General features: G+C 64.8%; 18 protein-coding genes. 3 read left to right on the forward strand and 15 right to left on the reverse strand.

Annotation, left to right across the window (positions count from 1 at the left end):
* Positions 1 to 62 precede the first annotated feature (62 nt).
* Genes ACLEJP_RS17390 through ccmA form a run of 10 tightly spaced genes read right to left on the reverse strand, consistent with a single transcriptional unit; the run spans position 63 to position 7408 of the window.
* A complete protein-coding gene (locus ACLEJP_RS17390; RefSeq protein WP_440808336.1) occupies positions 63 to 479 on the reverse strand; it encodes a hypothetical protein in 417 nt (138 codons plus the stop codon).
* 12 nt (positions 480 to 491) lie between these two features.
* Positions 492 to 1688 carry a c-type cytochrome biogenesis protein CcmI gene (gene ccmI, locus ACLEJP_RS17395; protein ID WP_440808339.1) on the reverse strand — a complete coding sequence of 399 codons (1197 nt, stop codon included), beginning with the start codon at positions 1686 to 1688 and terminating at the stop codon, positions 492 to 494.
* Positions 1681 to 2157, reverse strand: a complete 477-nt coding sequence (locus tag ACLEJP_RS17400; RefSeq protein ID WP_440808341.1) for a cytochrome c-type biogenesis protein — start codon at positions 2155 to 2157, stop codon at positions 1681 to 1683. Before ACLEJP_RS17400 ends, ccmI begins: the two co-directional genes overlap by 8 nt.
* Positions 2154 to 2690, reverse strand: a complete 537-nt coding sequence (locus ACLEJP_RS17405) for a DsbE family thiol:disulfide interchange protein (RefSeq protein ID WP_440808343.1) — start codon at positions 2688 to 2690, stop codon at positions 2154 to 2156. Before ACLEJP_RS17405 ends, ACLEJP_RS17400 begins: the two co-directional genes overlap by 4 nt.
* The gene (locus ACLEJP_RS17410; RefSeq protein WP_440808491.1) at positions 2687 to 4660 is read right to left on the reverse strand and encodes a heme lyase CcmF/NrfE family subunit; all 1974 of its coding nucleotides are present in this window, start codon (positions 4658 to 4660) and stop codon (positions 2687 to 2689) included. The genes ACLEJP_RS17405 and ACLEJP_RS17410 overlap by 4 nt, the downstream gene beginning before the upstream one ends.
* Before the next feature lie 11 nt (positions 4661 to 4671).
* Positions 4672 to 5127 (reverse strand): cytochrome c maturation protein CcmE, encoded by a 456-nt coding sequence (gene ccmE / locus ACLEJP_RS17415; RefSeq protein ID WP_225778652.1) that lies wholly within the window; start codon positions 5125 to 5127, stop codon positions 4672 to 4674.
* Positions 5124 to 5300 carry a heme exporter protein CcmD gene (ccmD, locus tag ACLEJP_RS17420; RefSeq protein ID WP_440808345.1) on the reverse strand — a complete coding sequence of 59 codons (177 nt, stop codon included), beginning with the start codon at positions 5298 to 5300 and terminating at the stop codon, positions 5124 to 5126. The genes ccmE and ccmD overlap by 4 nt, the downstream gene beginning before the upstream one ends.
* Positions 5297 to 6064: a heme ABC transporter permease gene (locus ACLEJP_RS17425; RefSeq protein WP_440808347.1), complete on the reverse strand. Its 768-nt coding sequence runs from the start codon at positions 6062 to 6064 to the stop codon at positions 5297 to 5299. The genes ccmD and ACLEJP_RS17425 overlap by 4 nt, the downstream gene beginning before the upstream one ends.
* Before the next feature lie 46 nt (positions 6065 to 6110).
* Positions 6111 to 6788, reverse strand: a complete 678-nt coding sequence (gene ccmB, locus ACLEJP_RS17430; RefSeq protein WP_419199167.1) for a heme exporter protein CcmB — start codon at positions 6786 to 6788, stop codon at positions 6111 to 6113.
* Entirely contained in the window at positions 6776 to 7408 is a 633-nt protein-coding gene (gene ccmA / locus ACLEJP_RS17435) for a cytochrome c biogenesis heme-transporting ATPase CcmA (RefSeq protein WP_440808350.1), read from the reverse strand. The genes ccmB and ccmA overlap by 13 nt, the downstream gene beginning before the upstream one ends.
* A 132-nt stretch (positions 7409 to 7540) precedes the next feature.
* Between ccmA and fliK the strand changes: the two genes are divergently transcribed.
* The 3 genes from fliK to ACLEJP_RS17450 all read left to right on the forward strand — a co-directional run bounded on the left by fliK (position 7541) and on the right by ACLEJP_RS17450 (position 12215).
* A complete protein-coding gene (gene fliK / locus ACLEJP_RS17440) occupies positions 7541 to 9100 on the forward strand; it encodes a flagellar hook-length control protein FliK (RefSeq protein WP_440808352.1) in 1560 nt (519 codons plus the stop codon).
* Positions 9097 to 9438, forward strand: coding sequence for an EscU/YscU/HrcU family type III secretion system export apparatus switch protein (locus ACLEJP_RS17445; RefSeq protein ID WP_440808355.1), 342 nt, complete (start codon positions 9097 to 9099; stop codon positions 9436 to 9438). The genes fliK and ACLEJP_RS17445 overlap by 4 nt, the downstream gene beginning before the upstream one ends.
* A gap of 68 nt (positions 9439 to 9506) precedes the next feature.
* Positions 9507 to 12215 (forward strand): dermonecrotic toxin domain-containing protein, encoded by a 2709-nt coding sequence (locus ACLEJP_RS17450; protein WP_440808357.1) that lies wholly within the window; start codon positions 9507 to 9509, stop codon positions 12213 to 12215.
* 37 nt (positions 12216 to 12252) lie between these two features.
* Here ACLEJP_RS17450 and ACLEJP_RS17455 read toward each other — a convergent pair whose 3' ends face one another.
* From ACLEJP_RS17455 to motD, 5 genes are all read right to left on the reverse strand, one after another.
* The gene (locus ACLEJP_RS17455) at positions 12253 to 12648 is read right to left on the reverse strand and encodes a DUF2802 domain-containing protein (protein WP_440808358.1); all 396 of its coding nucleotides are present in this window, start codon (positions 12646 to 12648) and stop codon (positions 12253 to 12255) included.
* A gap of 1 nt (position 12649) precedes the next feature.
* The gene (locus ACLEJP_RS17460; RefSeq protein WP_003254393.1) at positions 12650 to 13129 is read right to left on the reverse strand and encodes a chemotaxis protein CheW; all 480 of its coding nucleotides are present in this window, start codon (positions 13127 to 13129) and stop codon (positions 12650 to 12652) included.
* 41 nt (positions 13130 to 13170) lie between these two features.
* A complete protein-coding gene (locus ACLEJP_RS17465) occupies positions 13171 to 14061 on the reverse strand; it encodes a CheW domain-containing protein (RefSeq protein WP_440808361.1) in 891 nt (296 codons plus the stop codon).
* Positions 14061 to 14849, reverse strand: coding sequence for a ParA family protein (locus ACLEJP_RS17470; protein WP_440808362.1), 789 nt, complete (start codon positions 14847 to 14849; stop codon positions 14061 to 14063). Before ACLEJP_RS17470 ends, ACLEJP_RS17465 begins: the two co-directional genes overlap by 1 nt.
* Before the next feature lie 90 nt (positions 14850 to 14939).
* Positions 14940 to 15797 (reverse strand): flagellar motor protein MotD, encoded by an 858-nt coding sequence (motD, locus tag ACLEJP_RS17475; protein ID WP_225778661.1) that lies wholly within the window; start codon positions 15795 to 15797, stop codon positions 14940 to 14942.
* Between the last annotated feature and the right edge of the window lies 1 nt (position 15798).

Raw genomic sequence — 15798 nt, forward strand, 5'->3', positions numbered from 1 at the left:
CGCGCACTTAGAAGCAAGAGCAAAAAGCAAAAGCAAAAGCAAAAACAACGTTAACGCTGCAACTACTGGGCGAATGCGCGCCCCAAGCCACCCGGTACGCCACTGCTGTCGGTTTCCTGCCAAGGCCCATTCGGGCTCAGCGACCAGCTCCAGCCGTTATCGAACCGGTAGTAGGTACGCTGGCGGTAGAAGGTATTGGGTTGCTTCTCAAGCACGTATACACCCAGTTTCGGGTCCCAGTGGCTCGCCCCACCAGGCGGTGGCGCAAAGCTGGCGGAAGTGCGCGGCATCGGTTTGGGGATGGCCGCCGGCTTGCTCGGCGCCGTGGACGGTTGCCCGCCCGGCGCCGGCTTGATCACCGGGCCCTGCTGCGGCAAGCGCTCGATCGGCGGCTCCGGCTGTTCGTACGGCTCATGCACCGTACACGCAGACAAACCCAGGGCCAGGGTGATCAGGGTCAGGCGGACGGTGCTGTGCATGGCATTGCTCTCTTACGGGTCGGGGCTGTCGATGGTCAGGTGTTGAGTGGCTTGCGTGGCGCTGGGCAGTGGCGCGCCCTGGCCAATCCACTCGCCATGGGTAGGCTGGCCAGCGCGCGAGACACGTGCAACCAGTTGGACTTCGGCAAAGTCGGACAGTTTCATCTGCGGCAGCATCGCGTCAGCATCGGACAATTCCACCTCGATCGGCAACTGCGCCACCGTCACCCGCTTGGCCGCCAACGGCATCGGCGGCCCGTTGCTGGCGCGGGCAAAGATGAACACCGTGTCGTCCGCCCTGACCTTGTCTTTCAGCGCCGCCGCCAGCTCCACCCGCACCTTCAGACGCGCCGCCACCGGCACGGGTTGCGCAGCCTGGCCCGACGAGCCGCCCAGGCGCTCGGCAGCGCGATTGATACCGCCCTGCAGCGCCTCACGCGATGCGTCACCTTCCGGCAACTGGGCCAGCAAACGCTTCCAGTAATCGATGGCCTCCTGGTAGCGCTCGCCCTCGAAAGCGGCGATGCCACGCAGCCCCAGGCTGGTCACTTCGTTGGGGTCGGTTTTCAGTGCCTCGTCAGTCAGCGCTTGCAACTGCGGGTTCCATTGCTTGCCTGCAGCGAAGTATAGCGCCTGGGCCCACTGCCCCAGCAGGTCGGGCTGACGCCCGGCCAGGGCCACGGCGCGCTCGAAGGTGCGCGCAGCATCGGCCGGACGCTGTTCGGCCATGTAGGAACGCCCCAGGTAATACACCGCCTCGGCCGAGTCCGGCTGGGCTTGCACCACCCGTTCCAGGCGGGCCGTCATCTCTTCCATCGACTTGGGCGCCTGGGCGAACTCCTGGGTCAGCTCCACCCTGTCCGCCGCACCAAAATGCAGGTACAGGCCCAGCGCCATCAGTGGTACCAACACCGCCGTCAATACGGGCAGGGCTTTGCCCAGATGGCCCTGGCGCGCAACGTCGGCACCTTCAGTATCCGCCAGCAGCTCGCGCGCAGCTTCGTCGCGGCCCTTGGCCATTTGCGCCTCGTCAAGCACGCCAGCAGCCTGCTGCGCGGCCAGTTCGTCGATACGCTCCTGGTACAGCGCCACGTTCAGGGCGGTGCGGTCTTCTTCCTGCTGCTGGCGCCGGCCACGCAGGATCGGGATCAGCAGGAAACCAAGGGCAGCGAGCAGCAGCAGGCCCGCACTCAGCCAGAATTCAGTCATGGGTCTGTTCTTTTTCCAGCAGTTTGGCGAGACGCTCGCGTTCTTCGTTGGACAGCTCCTGGGTAGCCTGGGTGGCCGAACCACGGCGACGGCGCACGATCACCGCCAGCACCACGAAACCACCGACCAGCAGAATCCCCGGGCCGAACCAGAGCAACCAGGTGCGGCCACTGAGTGCCGGCTTGTAGCGCACGAAGTCGCCATAGCGGTCGACCATGAAGTCGACGATCTGCTGGTTGCTCTTGCCCTCACCAAGCATGCGGTAGATTTCGCGGCGCAGGTCGGCGGCGATCGGTGCGTTGGAGTCGGCGATGTCCTGGTTCTGGCACTTGGGGCAACGTAGCTCCTTGGTCAGTTGCTGATAACGCTCACGCTCGGCGTCATCGCGGAACTGGTAGGTATCGATGGCCGCCTTGGCCACACCGGCGAGGCTGATGCCCAGCACGGCGGCTGCCAACCAGCGCTTCATGGCCTGGCCTCGTCGACCAGCCCCTGGTACAGCGGCGCCAGCTGCTCACGCCAGACAGTGGCGTCGACGATGCCGACGTGCTTGTAACGGATGATGCCCTTGGCGTCGATCAGGAAGGTTTCCGGCGCGCCGTACACGCCCAGGTCCAGGCCCAGGCTGCCCTGTTGGTCACGGATATCCAGCTGGTACGGGTTGTGGAATTCGGCCAGCCACTTCTGCGCCGCAGCGTTGTCGTCCTTGTAGTTGATGCCGTGGATCACCACGCCCTGCTCGGCCAACTGGTTGAGGTACGGGTGCTCGACCTTGCACGACGGGCACCAGGTCGCCCACACGTTGACCAGCGCCGGGCGGCCCTGCAAGTCGGCCTGGGTCAGGGTGCGGTCGCCCTGGGTCGAGGCCAGGGAAAACGCCGGGAACGGCTTGCCGATCATTGCTGACGGCAGCTCGTCGGGCTTGAGGAACAGACCCTTGTAGAGGACAACTGCCATCAGCAGGAACACCACCAATGGCACCACCATGATCCAACGCTTCATGCAGCTGCTCCAGACACGCCCAGGGCTTCACGCACCCGGGTCTTGACCTTGACGCGGTAACGTCGGTCGAGGGCCGCCAGCAACCCGCCCAGGCCGGTCAGCAGACCGCCCAGCCAGATCCAGCGGACATAAGGCTTGATATGCACCCGTACTGCCCAGGCGCCGTTTTCCAGTGGCTCGCCGAGGGCGACGTACAGGTCGCGGGTAAAGCCGGCATCGATGCCGGCTTCGGTCATCATCGACTGCTGCACGGTGTACAGGCGCTTTTCCGGGTGCAGGGTGGTCACTTCACGGCCATCGCGGCTGACCACGATGGTGCCTTTGTCGGAGATGAAGTTCGGCCCTTCGAAGTGCCTGGCGCCTTCGAACAGGAAGTGATAACCGCCCAGCTCGACGCTTTCGCCTGGGGCCATGCGCAGGTCACGTTCGGCGCTGTTGTTGCTCGACAGCACCACGCCCAGTGCGCACACCGCCAGGCCCAGGTGCGCCAGCTGCATGCCCCAGTAGCTGCGCGAGAGGCCCAGCACGCCTATGACCAGGCCTTTGTGGCGGGTCTTGTCGAAGATGTCACGCAACCCGCCGAGCACCACCCAGGCAGCCAGGGCGAAGGCGCTCAGCGCTGGCCAGTCGAAATCATCGACGAGCAAGCCGGCGACCGGCGCCAGTACCGCGCTGCCGATCAGCACCGGGGTCAGCATGCCCGCCAGCCACTTGCCGGGGGTGTCTTTCCAGCGCACCACCACGCCCACGCCCAGCACCACCATCAGCAGCGCCATCAGCGGCAGGAACAAGGCATCGAAATACGGCGGGCCGACCGACAGCTTGGCCCCGGTCAAGGCGTCGAGCACCAACGGATACAAGGTCCCGAGCAGGATCATCGATGCCGCCACGACCAGGATCAGATTGTTGGCCAACAGCAGTGTTTCCCGCGACCACAGGGCAAAGCCGACCTGGCTCTTGACCACCGGCGCACGAACAGCGAACAACGTCAGCGAACCGCCGACCACGAACAGCAGGAAGATCAGGATGAACACACCACGCGCCGGGTCGGCGGCGAACGCATGCACCGAGGTCAGCACGCCGGAGCGGACCAGGAAGGTGCCCAGCAGGCTCAGCGAGAACGCGGCAATTGCCAGCAGCACCGTCCAGCTCTTGAACACCCCGCGTTTTTCCGTCACCGCCAGCGAGTGGATCAGCGCGGTGCCCACCAGCCAGGGCATGAACGAGGCGTTCTCCACCGGGTCCCAGAACCACCAGCCGCCCCAACCGAGTTCGTAATAGGCCCACCACGAGCCCAGGGTGATACCGACACCGAGGAACGCCCAGGCGACGATGGTCCACGGCCGCGACCAGCGCGCCCAGGCGGCGTCCAGGCGCCCGCCGAGCAGTGCGGCGATGGCAAAGGCAAAGGCCACCGAGAAACCGACGTAGCCCATGTACAGCATCGGCGGGTGGACGATCAGGCCGAAGTCCTGCAGCAGCGGGTTGAGGTCGCGACCATCGCTCGGCACCTGCGGCAACAGGCGCTGGAACGGGTTGGAGGTGATGATCAGGAAGCTCAGGAAGCCGACGCTGATCATGCCCATTACCGCCAGCACGCGGGCCAGCATCAGCTGTGGCAGCTGGCGCGAGAAGATCGACACGGCGAAGGTCCAGCCGCCGAGGATCAACGCCCAGAGCAACAAGGAGCCTTCGTGGGCGCCCCACACGGCGCTGAACTTGTAGTACCAAGGCAAGGCGCTGTTGGAGTTGCTGGCCACGTAGGCGACCGAGAAGTTGTCGGTCATGAAGGCGTGGGTCAGGCAGGCGAAGGCAAAGGCCAGGAAGGCGAACTGGCCCCAGGCCGCCGGGCGCGCCAGGCTCATCCACAGGCTGTCGTTACGCCAGGCGCCGAGCAGCGGCAAGGTAGCCTGCACGGCAGCAAAGCAGATCGCCAGGATCATGGCCAGCTGGCCGAGTTCGGGTATCATCAACGCCGCGTTCATGGCCTGGCCTCCGCGCCGCCAGCCGCCTGGCCGCTTTCCTTCAGGGCCTTGGTGACCTCGGGCGGCATGTATTTCTCGTCGTGCTTGGCCAGCACTTCGTCGGCCACCACCACACCGTCGCCATTGAGCTTGCCGAGGGCGACGATGCCCTGCCCTTCACGGAACAGGTCCGGCAGGATGCCGCGGTAGGTGATCGGCACGGACTTGTTGAAGTCGGTGACCACGAAGCGCACGTCGAGCGAATCGGCAGAACGCTGCACCGAGCCCTTCTCGACCATGCCGCCAGCGCGAATGCGCGTATCCAGCGGTGCCTCGCCGTTGGCGATCTGGGTCGGGGTATAGAACAGGTTGATGTTCTGCTGCAATGCGCTCAAGGCAAAGCCGACGGCAACCCCGACGCCGACCAGCAGGCCGACGATGAGCAACAGGCGTTTCTTGCGCTGCGGATTCACTGGTTGTTCTCCCGGCGCAAACGGCGCGCCTCATCTTGCAGGTAGCGACGGCGCGCCAGCATGGGTGCGGCGACATTCAGCGCCAGCACCGCCAGGCAGATGCCATAGGCCGTCCACACGTACAGGCCATGCTGGCCCATGGCGAGAAAGTCACCGAAGGTGGCAAAACTCATGGTGCGGCCCTCCGCCCCAGGCTGTTCAATACTTCCTCCTTGACCCAACTGGCGCGCGCCTCGCGCTTGAGCACTTCAAGGCGCATGCGCAGCAGCAGCACCGCGCCAAAGAAGCAGTAGAAGCCCAGCGCCGTGCACAGCAAAGGCAGCCACATTTCTGCAGGCATCGCCGGCTTTTCCGTGAGGGTGAAGGTGGCGCCCTGGTGCAGGGTGTTCCACCACTCCACTGAATACTTGATGATCGGGATGTTCACCACGCCGACGATCGCCAGCACCGCACAGGCCTTGGCCGCACTGTCACGATTACTGATCGCCTGGCCCAGCGCAATAATGCCGAAGTACAGGAACAACAGGATGAGCATGGACGTGAGGCGGGCATCCCAGACCCACCAGCTGCCCCAGGTGGGCTTGCCCCAGATGGCGCCAGTGACCAGCGCCACGGCGGTCATCCAGGCACCGATGGGCGCAGCGCACTGCAGGGCGACGTCGGCCAGTTTCATCTTCCACACCAGCCCCACCACCCCGGCCACGGCCAGCAGCACGTAGCAGGATTGCGCCAGCATTGCCGCCGGCACGTGGATGTAGATGATGCGGAAGCTGTTGCCCTGCTGGTAGTCCTGGGGGGCGAAGGCCAGGCCCCAGGTGATGCCGACCAGCAGCAGCAGCACGGCAGCGCCGGCAAGCCACGGCAGCATGCGGCCGCTGATGGCATAGAACCATTTCGGGGAGCCCAGCTTGTGGAACCACGTCCAGCTTGTTTTCATCAGGGTACATCCAGGGTATTGGCCGGGCTTGAAAGCCCGGGACTCGTTATTCGCCGACGCTGATCTTCAGGCCGGCCGCTATCGCAAAGGGTGCCAGGGTCACGGCCAGTGCCGTGAGGCTGGCCAGCCAGAGCAGGTGGCCGGTTGCCGGCATATTCTGCAACGCCGCTTGCAACGCACCACTGCCCAGGATCAATACAGGGATATACAACGGCAGAATCAGCAATGCCAGCAGCAAGCCACCGCGCTTCAGCCCTACCGTCAGCGCCGCGCCTACCGCCCCCAGCAGGCTCAGTACCGGCGTGCCCAGCAGCAACGAGCCGAGCAGCACCGGCAGGCAATGGCCTGGCAACCCAAGCATCAGCGCCAGCAGCGGCGCCAACAATACCAGCGCCAGCCCGGAAAAGATCCAGTGCGCCAGCACCTTGGCCAGCACCAGCAACGCCAGCGGATGCGGCGACAGCACCCATTGTTCCAGCGAGCCGTCCTCGAAATCGCTGCGGAACAGGCCGTCCAGCGACAGCAACACCGCGAGCAGTGCTGCCACCCAGACCAGGCCTGGCGACAAGGTTTGCAACAATTGGCTTTCCGGGCCGACCGCCAGCGGGAACAATGCCACCACGATGGCAAAGAACACCAGCGGGTTGGCCAGCTCGGCCGGACGGCGGAACAGCAAGCGCGCTTCGCGGCGCAACAACAGGATGAATACGCTCATGCCGCCCATTGCCCCAGGTTCAGTTCACGGTAACCGGAGGGCTTGCGTGCCAGTGTGTGGTGGGTGGTCAGCACCACCGTACCGCCCTGCTCGCAGTGCGCCGCCAGGTGCGCTTCAAGCTGCGCCACACCTTGCTTGTCCAGGGCAGTGAAGGGTTCGTCGAGGATCCACAGCGGCGGGCTGGCCAGGTACAGCCGGGCCAGCGCCACGCGGCGCTGCTGGCCAGCCGACAGGGTGTGGCAGGGCACGTCTTCGAAACCGCTCAGGCCCAACGCTGCGAGTGCCGCCCAGATGGCGTCGGGGGTGGCCGGCTGATGCAGCGCACCGAGCCAGCTGAGGTTCTCCTCGGCGCTGAGCAGGTCCTTGATGCCCGGCGCATGGCCGATCCACAACAGGATGCTGGCCAGGGCATGGCGCTGCTCGCCGAGCGGCCGCCCGCCCAACAGAATCTGCCCGGCGGTGGGCTGCATCAGCCCGGCCAACAGGCGCAGCAGGCTGGTCTTGCCACTGCCGTTCGGGCCGCTGATCTGCAGCATGTCGCCCGGGTGCAGCTCGAAATCGAGGTGCTCGAACAGCAGGCGCAAGTCGCGCTCGCAGGCCAGGCCCACGGCTTGGAGGTGAAAGGTCACGGATTCGCCTTATCTAGATGCTTCTCAAGTCGCCCCCCTTGCTGCCGTTATACTGGCTATGGCGGGCGACCTGCATTATTGCATGTGCGGCCACGCTGCCAAGAGGGCGGGCCCCACAGGTTGTATACAATCATGACTGAAATCAATAGTCTTGGCGCACAAACCGCGGTCAATGCGCAGGCACTCAAGGCCCAGCTGACCGCTGCGCTGCTCGACCTGGCCCAGCCCCAGCCGGGCCTGCTCAAGCCCGGCGAAACCGCTCAGGCCGAGGTATTGTCGATGCGCCAGAGCGGCACTACCTTCCAGCTGGTGCTGCAGGTGATCCAGGCCAACGGCAGCCAGACCCAGCTCCAGGCTACTACCGGCCAGCCGATTCCGCAGGGTAGCCAGGTCACGGTCAGCCAGCCTGAAAGCAATCGCCTGGCCATCCTCGCGCAGCAGGCCAGCGCCAGCAATATCGCTACCCTGACCCGGCTCGACACCAGCCAGGTGGCCGTCGGTACCCTGCTGCAAGGCAAGGTGCTGACCAACCAGCCACTACCGGCGCAGGCGGGCGAAACAGCCAGCTTCCGCGCCCTGGTCAGCCTGCTCAACAGCGCCCAGGCCGGTGCCATCCTGACCATCGACAGCCCGCGCCCGCTGCCGATCGGCAGCCTGCTCAGCGCCGTGGTCCAGGGTGACCAGTCACTGCGCTTCGTACCGCTGAGCGGTCGCCAGGAACAATTGAACATCGCCCAGCAGCTGCTTACCCAGCAAGGCCGCCAGGCGTCCCTGCCCGGCCTGCTGAACGCCTTGCAACAGATTGCCAACGGCCAGGGCAGCGACAGCGAGCTGCGCAGCACCGCCAATACCCTGCTCGCCAGCCTAGCGGATGCCCGCCAGCTCAGTGACGGCAAAGCGCTTGCCCAGGCCATCGGCAACAGCGGTGCCTTCCTCGAGGCCAAGCTGCTCGGCGGCCTCAGCGCCAGCATCGCCACCGACCTCAAGGCGCAACTGGTGCGGCTGGTAGCCCAGGCATCGGCCAATACCCCGGCCAACCCGGTAATCGCCACAACCACCCTGGCCCAGGCATTGCCGGCCATGGCCCGCAGCGCGTTGGGCATGCTCGACCGGGTCAGCCCGCGAACACCGCCGGGTGCCTTCCCGCTGCCATCGCGCCTGCTCCAGGCCATGGAGAACGAAGACGACCTGCAACAATTGCTGCGCCTGGCCGCTGCTGCCGTCTCGCGGCTGCAGAGCCACGCACTGAGCAGCCTGCAACAATCCGGCACATTGGAAAACGGCAACCTGCAGACGACCTGGCAGACCGAAGTCCCGGTCCGCCACGGCCAGGAGTTCATCCCCCTGCAAGTGAAGCTGCAGCGCGAAGAAACCCCGGAGCAACAGGCCGAACGCCAGCAGCGTGAACAGCCCGACCCGCTGCAGGCACTATGGCGGGTGGACCTGGCCTTCGACCTGGCTCCGCTGGGCCCGCTGCAGGTCCAGGCTCAGCTGGCGCAGGGGCGCCTGTCTGGCCAGTTGTGGGCCGAGCGCGAACAGACCGCGCGGCTGATCGAGAGCCAGCTCGGCGACTTACGCGCCCGCCTGCTGGCACGTGGCCTGGAGGTCGGCGACCTGGAGTGCCAACCGGGCGTCCCGCCGCAGGGCCCGCAGACGCGGATAGAACAACGCTGGGTAGACGAGACCGCATGATCGACAGACAACCACGCCAGGCCATCGCCTTGAGCTACGACGGCGAGCAAGCCCCGACCCTTACCGCCAAGGGTGACGACGACCTGGCCGAAGCCATCCTGGCGCTTGCACGCGAGCATGAGGTGCCGATCTACGAAAACGCCGAACTGGTCAAGCTGCTGGCGCGCCTGGAGCTGGGCGAGCAGGTCCCCGAGGCGCTGTACCTGACCATTGCCGAGATCATCGCTTTCGCCTGGCAGTTACGCGGCAAGGTACCCGCCGGCTTCAACGACGAACCCGGCGCGCCCCGCGACATCACTCCGGTAACCGCCTTGTTGCCCATGGATGTGCGTCGGTAACTATCTACCACCGCCGCCCGCCTCAGCCGTTCAGCCTTGCCGTTCTTTCAACGAGCAAGGCGAACAGCATGCCCACCTCTCGCATCAACACCACCGGCGTGAACTACGTCCGCGAGCATCTCAAGCACATCCCCCGCCCGGACCGCGAAGCCAACCGGGCAATCCGCCAATGGCTCGAACAGCAAGGCCATGACGTCGACCCCGAACAGGTCGATGTCGTGACCCTGCACTACTGCGCCGATGCCAGCGGCGGCAACCTGGCGGCCATTACCCAGTGCCTCAGCTTGCCGCAGGCATTGCTGAGCAACTGGCAAGGAGAATCTGACAACAACCTGTTCGGCGCCCTGCTTCGCGCGCCGTGGGCTGGCAGGTTGCCCGATGGCCCGCTGCGGCTGGTCGAAACCCTGCCTGTGCCTGGCATCAATCACTATGGCGCCGCCTACTCGGTGTTCAATGGCCTGTTCCGCCGCACCGAGCCACAGCGCTATGACGCTTCGACGCACCGGCCGATCGCTGCCGAGGCCTTTCAGCAATTCATCCAGGAACTGGATTTCCATGCGCCGTTCAAGGCGCAGCTCGACCGCTACTGGCGCGAACATTTGCTCGATCACCGTCTGGTCAGCAAGCTCAACTTCATTGCCGCCTGCAACAGGCAGGTCGCCGAAGGCAGCCTCAGCGAAGCGGCCAGGAAGCTGGCATGGCGAGCTGCAGGGCTGATGCCACGCGGCGACAAGGTGCGCCTGAGTACCCTGAGCATCTATGGCTACGCCGCGACCGACATCCTCTATCTGAATGACAGGGCCAGCGATCTGACCCTGCTGTATATCCCCGGCAACAGTTCGCCGCTGCTGGAATTCGCCAGCGAAAACGCCATGAAGGACTGGATCGGGCAACAGTGCAAGGAGCCCGCCAGGCGGTTGGCCCTGAAGCAGCACTTTCGCCTGGCCGACCGCCCGCAAGGCCTGGACTTCAGCGGCCTGGACACGGCACTGGAAGGCCTGGCGGAGTACCCCGACCGCCACCGGCTGCCACCCGAACATGGCTACTTCAACGACGATGGCACCTGGCCGCCACGAACCTACGTCAACTACCGCCCTGGCAAGTACAACCCGAAGATTACCGGCGACCTGTTCCGGGCGTTGGCCGAACGCCAGCGCCAGCGCACTTACGATGATGCCGACTTCCTCATCACCCGCGACAGCCAGGTCAGCAAGGCCCGATGGCTCGGTTACCTGACCACCACGCTCAATCTGCTGGCACCGTTGTGCCTGGTGGTGCCAGGCCTGGCACCGCTGCTGGCCGTAGGTGGCATCGCCCAGCTGGGGCTGGGGCTGGACCAGGCAATCAACGGCAAGTCGCTGGTGGAAAAAGAAGCCGGTGTCGGCAATATCACCTGGGGCCTGTTCAATGCCGTGCCGCTGGCGATCGCCGGTGCCAGCAGGGCCAAGGCCGTGTTTGAATTCAAGACGGACGGATTCGTGCCGCCTGTACGGCTGAACGAACAGATCGGTTACCCATTGAGCCCTGTCTCGCCACCACACGTCCCTGAGCCTGAAGGGGCAAGCTACTTCCATATCCGTGAGCCCATTGCGCCACTGCCGGGAGGCGACCAGGCCATTGCCGACTCGGTTATCCGCACGCCGGCCTATACCGGCGATGTCGATAACCTCGATGCCAGTATCGATACCTATAACGTCCGGGTGGTCTACGACCTGGAGCGCGATGTATTCATTAGCGAACAGGAGCTGAATAACGTCGAGCCGGTCGGCTACATTGCCCAGGCAGGAAGAAAAGACCTGCAGCCTGTGCTCAGCCCTCGCGCAGTCACCAACGCCATGCGCAACCGCAGCCTGCGCGCACTGGGCATTGACCTGACACTGCCAGTAGAGGTCCCGAGCCTGGCTAGCGGAAGCCAGGCGATTCCCAAGCAGGTTGCCTGCCTCTGGGTCGGCGACAAGGTCATCGCTCCAGAACTGCTGGCCAACCTGGGCAGGAATGCGGCCAGGATCAAAAACAGCGAGTACACCCTGCGCCTGTTCCTTTCCAGCGCCGCCCCCGAAAGCTATGCCGAAAACCTGCGCCTGCTGGCTGAGCAAGCCCCGGACCTGCAGGTGCTGCCACTGGAAGAACAAGCCTTTTTCCGGGCGTTTCGCCAAAGCCGGTACTACGCCCAGTACGACGCCGCGCTGGATGGCAACGGGGGCATTGCCAGCAACTGTGCCTCTGCCTCCGACGTTCTACGCTACCCGATGCTGCATCACGAAGGGGGCCTGTACATGGATGTCGACGATACCCTGTTGGACACTGGCGAAACCATCGACCAGGTCGAACTGCGCACTACCCACGACGGCTTGCTGCTGGCACCGCCCATGTCCAACGAGAAGATGGGCATGAACTGCCTGTACAACACCAGCCTGATTGGCAGCCATGCCGGCAATCCGACCCTGAAAGCCATCTCCGAAGAGATGCTTGCACGGTACCAGCTCAACCAGGAGTTCTACGACAGCAGGCCCAGCCTGGCCGATGACCCGGCGAACTTCTACCGGTATGCCAACCGCCTCAGCCACATGACCGGCCCGGCCATGCTCAGTGATGTGGTCGATCGCCACCTGCCCGCGCTGCGCACCCTGCGGCAGATCGTCAATCTGTATGCCATGCCCAGGATAAACGCCTACCGCTTCATCGACGTGCACCAAAGCCAGGCGGCAATGCGCACGCTGCTACCGCTCAACCGCTTCGCCGAGGTGGGTGGCAATCATTCGTGGAGCAGGCCGTAATCGGGGAAAAACCGGACGGCTTGCGTCACCCGGTTCCTCAACCGTTGCGGTGCAGCTTGCTCATCAACTCGGCTTCGGCCTGCGTCAGGCCACAGCTTTCGGTCAGCTCGGCCACGCTGGCGCCCATGCTCACCAGCTTGGCGGCCTGGGTGAAGGTGACATTACCGGGGTCGCGCTGCTCCAGCTGCTGGATCCGGTCCGGCAGCGGGGCAACCGACACGCTCAACGCATGCAGCGCCTCGCCCATGCGCACGGTACCGTTCTGGTAGTCGTCCAGGCGCTTGGCCAGGTCCTTGATGCGTTGGTCACGCAACGCATCACCCACGGCCTGCTGCGCGGCGAGCTCGCGCTGGCGCTTGCTGTAGTTGAGGAAAAACCACAGGCTCACAGCCCAGGCCAGCGCCAGGAAGATGACAGCAACCTCGAGGATCACCTCAGATATTCTCCAGCTCGGACCACTCTTCCTCGGTCATCATCTTGTCCAGTTCCACCAGGATCAGCAGCTCACCGTTCTTGTTGCACACGCCCTGGATGAACTTGGCCGACTCCTCGTTGCCCACGTTCGGCGCGGTCTCGATCTCGGACTGGCGCAGGTACACTACCTCGGCCACGCTGTCGACCAGGATGCCGACCACCTGCTTGTCGGCCTCGATGATGACGATGCGGGTGTTGTCGGTGACTTCGGTCGGCATCAGGCCAAAGCGCTGACGGGTATCGATCACGGTCACCACATTGCCACGCAGGTTGATGATGCCCAGCACGTAGCTTGGCGCACCCGGTACCGGGGCAATCTCGGTGTAGCGCAACACTTCCTGCACCTGCATCACGTTGATGCCGTAGGACTCATTGTCCAGACGGAAGGTAACCCACTGCAGGATCGGATCTTCGGAACCTTGTGCAGACGACTTTTTCATTCCCCTACCCTCAAAATCCGCCACTGGCGGTGTGTTCGGTGTCATTGCTGTTTGGTGTGCAGTTGCTTGACCGCACCGCTGGCGATCAGCTCGGCCAGTGCGGCGACGTCGAGCAGTGCACACATGTGTTCGATGACCGTACCGGCCAGCCACGGGCGCTGGCCACGCTGACTGCGCCACTTGATCTCGGACGGGTCCAGGCGCAGCGAGCGGCTGACCTGGTGCACGGCCAGCCCCCATTCATAACCCTGCACGGAAATCACGTACTGCAGGCCCTGGCGAAAATCATCGCGGTAGCGGTCAGGCATGACCCAGCGCGCCGTGTCCAGCACCTTCAGGTTGCCGGCCTGGCAGGTCAGGATGCCGAGGAACCAGTCAGGCTGGCCGAACAAGGGCGTCAGTTCCTGGCCGGCCAGCGAGTAGATCGAGCCCAGGCATACCAGTGGCACCGCCAGGGTCAGGCCGGCGACGTCGAACAGCAGGCATTCGAATGGCTCGGCAGCCCAGGCCGGGCGACCATCGACGCTGGTCGGCGGCACGGGCGGGCTGGCTGCCGGCAGGTGCACATCCACCAGTGGCATCGCCACCACGGGATGCGCTTCGACCAGTACCGGGATGCTGGCCTCGGCCATGACCTCGTGCTCGACCACCGACACCACCGGGGGCTCCACCGGTATCACGCTGGGCAACACCACTGGCGCAGGCTCGGCGAACGGCCGCTGCGCGGGGCTTGCGGCAGTCGCGACCAACGCTGGCCTGGCCTGCTGCCGGGCATCGCGCGCCTGTTCTTCACGCACCGCTGCGGCGAACTCGTCTGCCGCGGCTGGCGCAGCGAACAACGCTTCGGCCTCGGTGGCGTCCTGCAGCAGGCCGTCAAGGTAGGATTGCAGGGCCATCTGTGGCCGGCTGCTGGTTTGCCGGGTCTCGGTCATCAGGCCACCTGCGCCGCAGTCTTGTAGGTAAGCAGGTGCTTGAGCAGCGCCCGGTAGGCCACCAGGCCGCGACTCTTGCTGTCGAATTGCGAGGGCGTGACGCCCTTGCGGCTGGCATCGCGCAGGCGCGTGTCCACCGGGATATAGCCCGGCCACACATGTTGGCCGTAGCTGTCGCGCAGTTGCTTGAGCGTACCCAGCGAGGCCTGGGTACGGCGGTCGAACAGGGTCGGCACGATCTGGTATGGCAACGCCTGCTTGCGGGAGCGATTGACCATGGCCAGGGTGCCGACCATCCGCTCCAGGCCCTTGACTGCGAGAAACTCGGTTTGCACCGGAATCACCAGCTGCTGGCTGGCGGCCAGGGCGTTGACCATCAGCACGCCGAGCAAGGGCGGGCTGTCGATCAGGGCGAAGTCGAAATCCTGCCACAGCTGCGCCAGACTCTTGGCTATGACCAGGCCGAGGCCGTTCTGCCCTGGCGACTGACGCTCCAGCACGGCCAGCGCGGTGCTCGACGGCAACAGCGAAATGCGCTCGTCACTGGTGGGCAGCAGCAATTGCCCGGGCAAGCCTTCGGGCACCGTGCCCTTGTGCAGGAACAGGTCGTAGCAGCTGTGCTCCAGGGCATCCGGGTTGTGCCCGAAGTAACTGGTCATCGAGCCGTGCGGGTCGAGGTCGACGACGACCACACGCTTGCCGGCCTCGGCCAGCAGGCCGGCCAGGGCGATGGTAGTGGTGGTCTTGCCGACGCCACCTTTTTGATTGGCTACTGCCCAGACTCTCATAGGACAACTTCTATCTCGTTGATTTTGCACGCCGCTGAGGGAGCGGCGGCAATTTCGCGAACCTGTTTACAGTGACAGAGAATTGACGAGTTACTGCCCCGCCACCGTTGCTGGCGTTGCCGGTGCACTTTGTGTGCCAGCCCGGCGCAATGCCGCATCCGGCTTGGCATTGGCGCTACCCGAGCCGGTCAGGCTGCGGCGTACTTCGAGGTTGCGGGAAATCACCAGCACCACCCGGCGGTTGCGCGCGCGGCCTTCAGCCGTGTCGTTGCTGGCCACCGGCTGGTACTCGCCGTAGCCCACCGAAGCCATGCGCGCCGGGTCGACGCCTTCCATCGCCAACAGGCGCACGATGCTCGCCGCCCGCGCCGACGACAGCTCCCAGTTGGTCGGGTACTGCGCGGTGCGGATCGGCAGATTGTCGGTAAAGCCTTCGACGTGCACCGGGTTGGCGAACGGTTTGAGAATGCCGGCCACCTTCTCGATGATGGCGAACGCCTGGTCGCTGGGCATGGCATCGCCGCTGCCGAACAGCAACGAGGAATTGAGCTCGATCTCGATCCACAATTCATTGCCGCGTACGGTCATCTGGTCGCTGCTGATCAGGTCGCCGAAGGCATCGCGCACGTCATCGCTGATGGTCTTCAGCGGGTCGCTGCTGGTCGCCGCCAGGCCCGCTTCGGTCTGTTCGCTGTCCTTGACCAACGGCTCGGCCGGGCGCACGCTCAGCGGCCGCTCGTCGCCGATGGGGATCGGCTTCATGCTGCGCTCGGGGTCGTTGAAGACGCCGAGCAAGGCCTGGGAAATGACCTTGTACTTGCCCTCGTTGATCGAGGAAATCGAGTACATCACCACGAAGAAGGCGAACAGCAAGGTGATGAAGTCGGCGTACGACACCAGCCAGCGTTCGTGGTTTTCGTGTTCCTCGGCATGACGACGGCGACGCATG

This window comes from Pseudomonas sp. SMV7, from assembly GCF_052041995.1.
GTDB lineage: Bacteria > Pseudomonadota > Gammaproteobacteria > Pseudomonadales > Pseudomonadaceae > Aquipseudomonas.

Bases quoted from the DNA above. Each gene is read 5' to 3' on its own strand.
- ACLEJP_RS17405 (WP_440808343.1), bottom strand. From the start codon at position 2,690: ATGAAGCGTTGGATCATGGTGGTGCCATTGGTGGTGTTCCTGCTGATG.
- ccmI (WP_440808339.1), bottom strand. From the start codon at position 1,688: ATGACTGAATTCTGGCTGAGTGCGGGCCTGCTGCTGCTCGCTGCCCTT.
- ACLEJP_RS17390 (WP_440808336.1), bottom strand. From the start codon at position 479: ATGCACAGCACCGTCCGCCTGACCCTGATCACCCTGGCCCTGGGTTTG.
- fliK (WP_440808352.1), top strand. From the start codon at position 7,541: ATGACTGAAATCAATAGTCTTGGCGCACAAACCGCGGTCAATGCGCAG.
- ACLEJP_RS17400 (WP_440808341.1), bottom strand. From the start codon at position 2,157: ATGAAGCGCTGGTTGGCAGCCGCCGTGCTGGGCATCAGCCTCGCCGGT.
- ACLEJP_RS17425 (WP_440808347.1), bottom strand. From the start codon at position 6,064: ATGAAAACAAGCTGGACGTGGTTCCACAAGCTGGGCTCCCCGAAATGG.
- ACLEJP_RS17410 (WP_440808491.1), bottom strand. From the start codon at position 4,660: ATGATACCCGAACTCGGCCAGCTGGCCATGATCCTGGCGATCTGCTTT.
- ACLEJP_RS17470 (WP_440808362.1), bottom strand. From the start codon at position 14,849: ATGAGAGTCTGGGCAGTAGCCAATCAAAAAGGTGGCGTCGGCAAGACC.
- ACLEJP_RS17450 (WP_440808357.1), top strand. From the start codon at position 9,507: ATGCCCACCTCTCGCATCAACACCACCGGCGTGAACTACGTCCGCGAG.
- ACLEJP_RS17465 (WP_440808361.1), bottom strand. From the start codon at position 14,061: ATGACCGAGACCCGGCAAACCAGCAGCCGGCCACAGATGGCCCTGCAA.
- ccmB (WP_419199167.1), bottom strand. From the start codon at position 6,788: ATGGGCGGCATGAGCGTATTCATCCTGTTGTTGCGCCGCGAAGCGCGC.
- ACLEJP_RS17445 (WP_440808355.1), top strand. From the start codon at position 9,097: ATGATCGACAGACAACCACGCCAGGCCATCGCCTTGAGCTACGACGGC.
- ccmD (WP_440808345.1), bottom strand. From the start codon at position 5,300: ATGAGTTTTGCCACCTTCGGTGACTTTCTCGCCATGGGCCAGCATGGC.
- motD (WP_225778661.1), bottom strand. From the start codon at position 15,797: ATGCGTCGCCGTCGTCATGCCGAGGAACACGAAAACCACGAACGCTGG.
- ACLEJP_RS17460 (WP_003254393.1), bottom strand. From the start codon at position 13,129: ATGAAAAAGTCGTCTGCACAAGGTTCCGAAGATCCGATCCTGCAGTGG.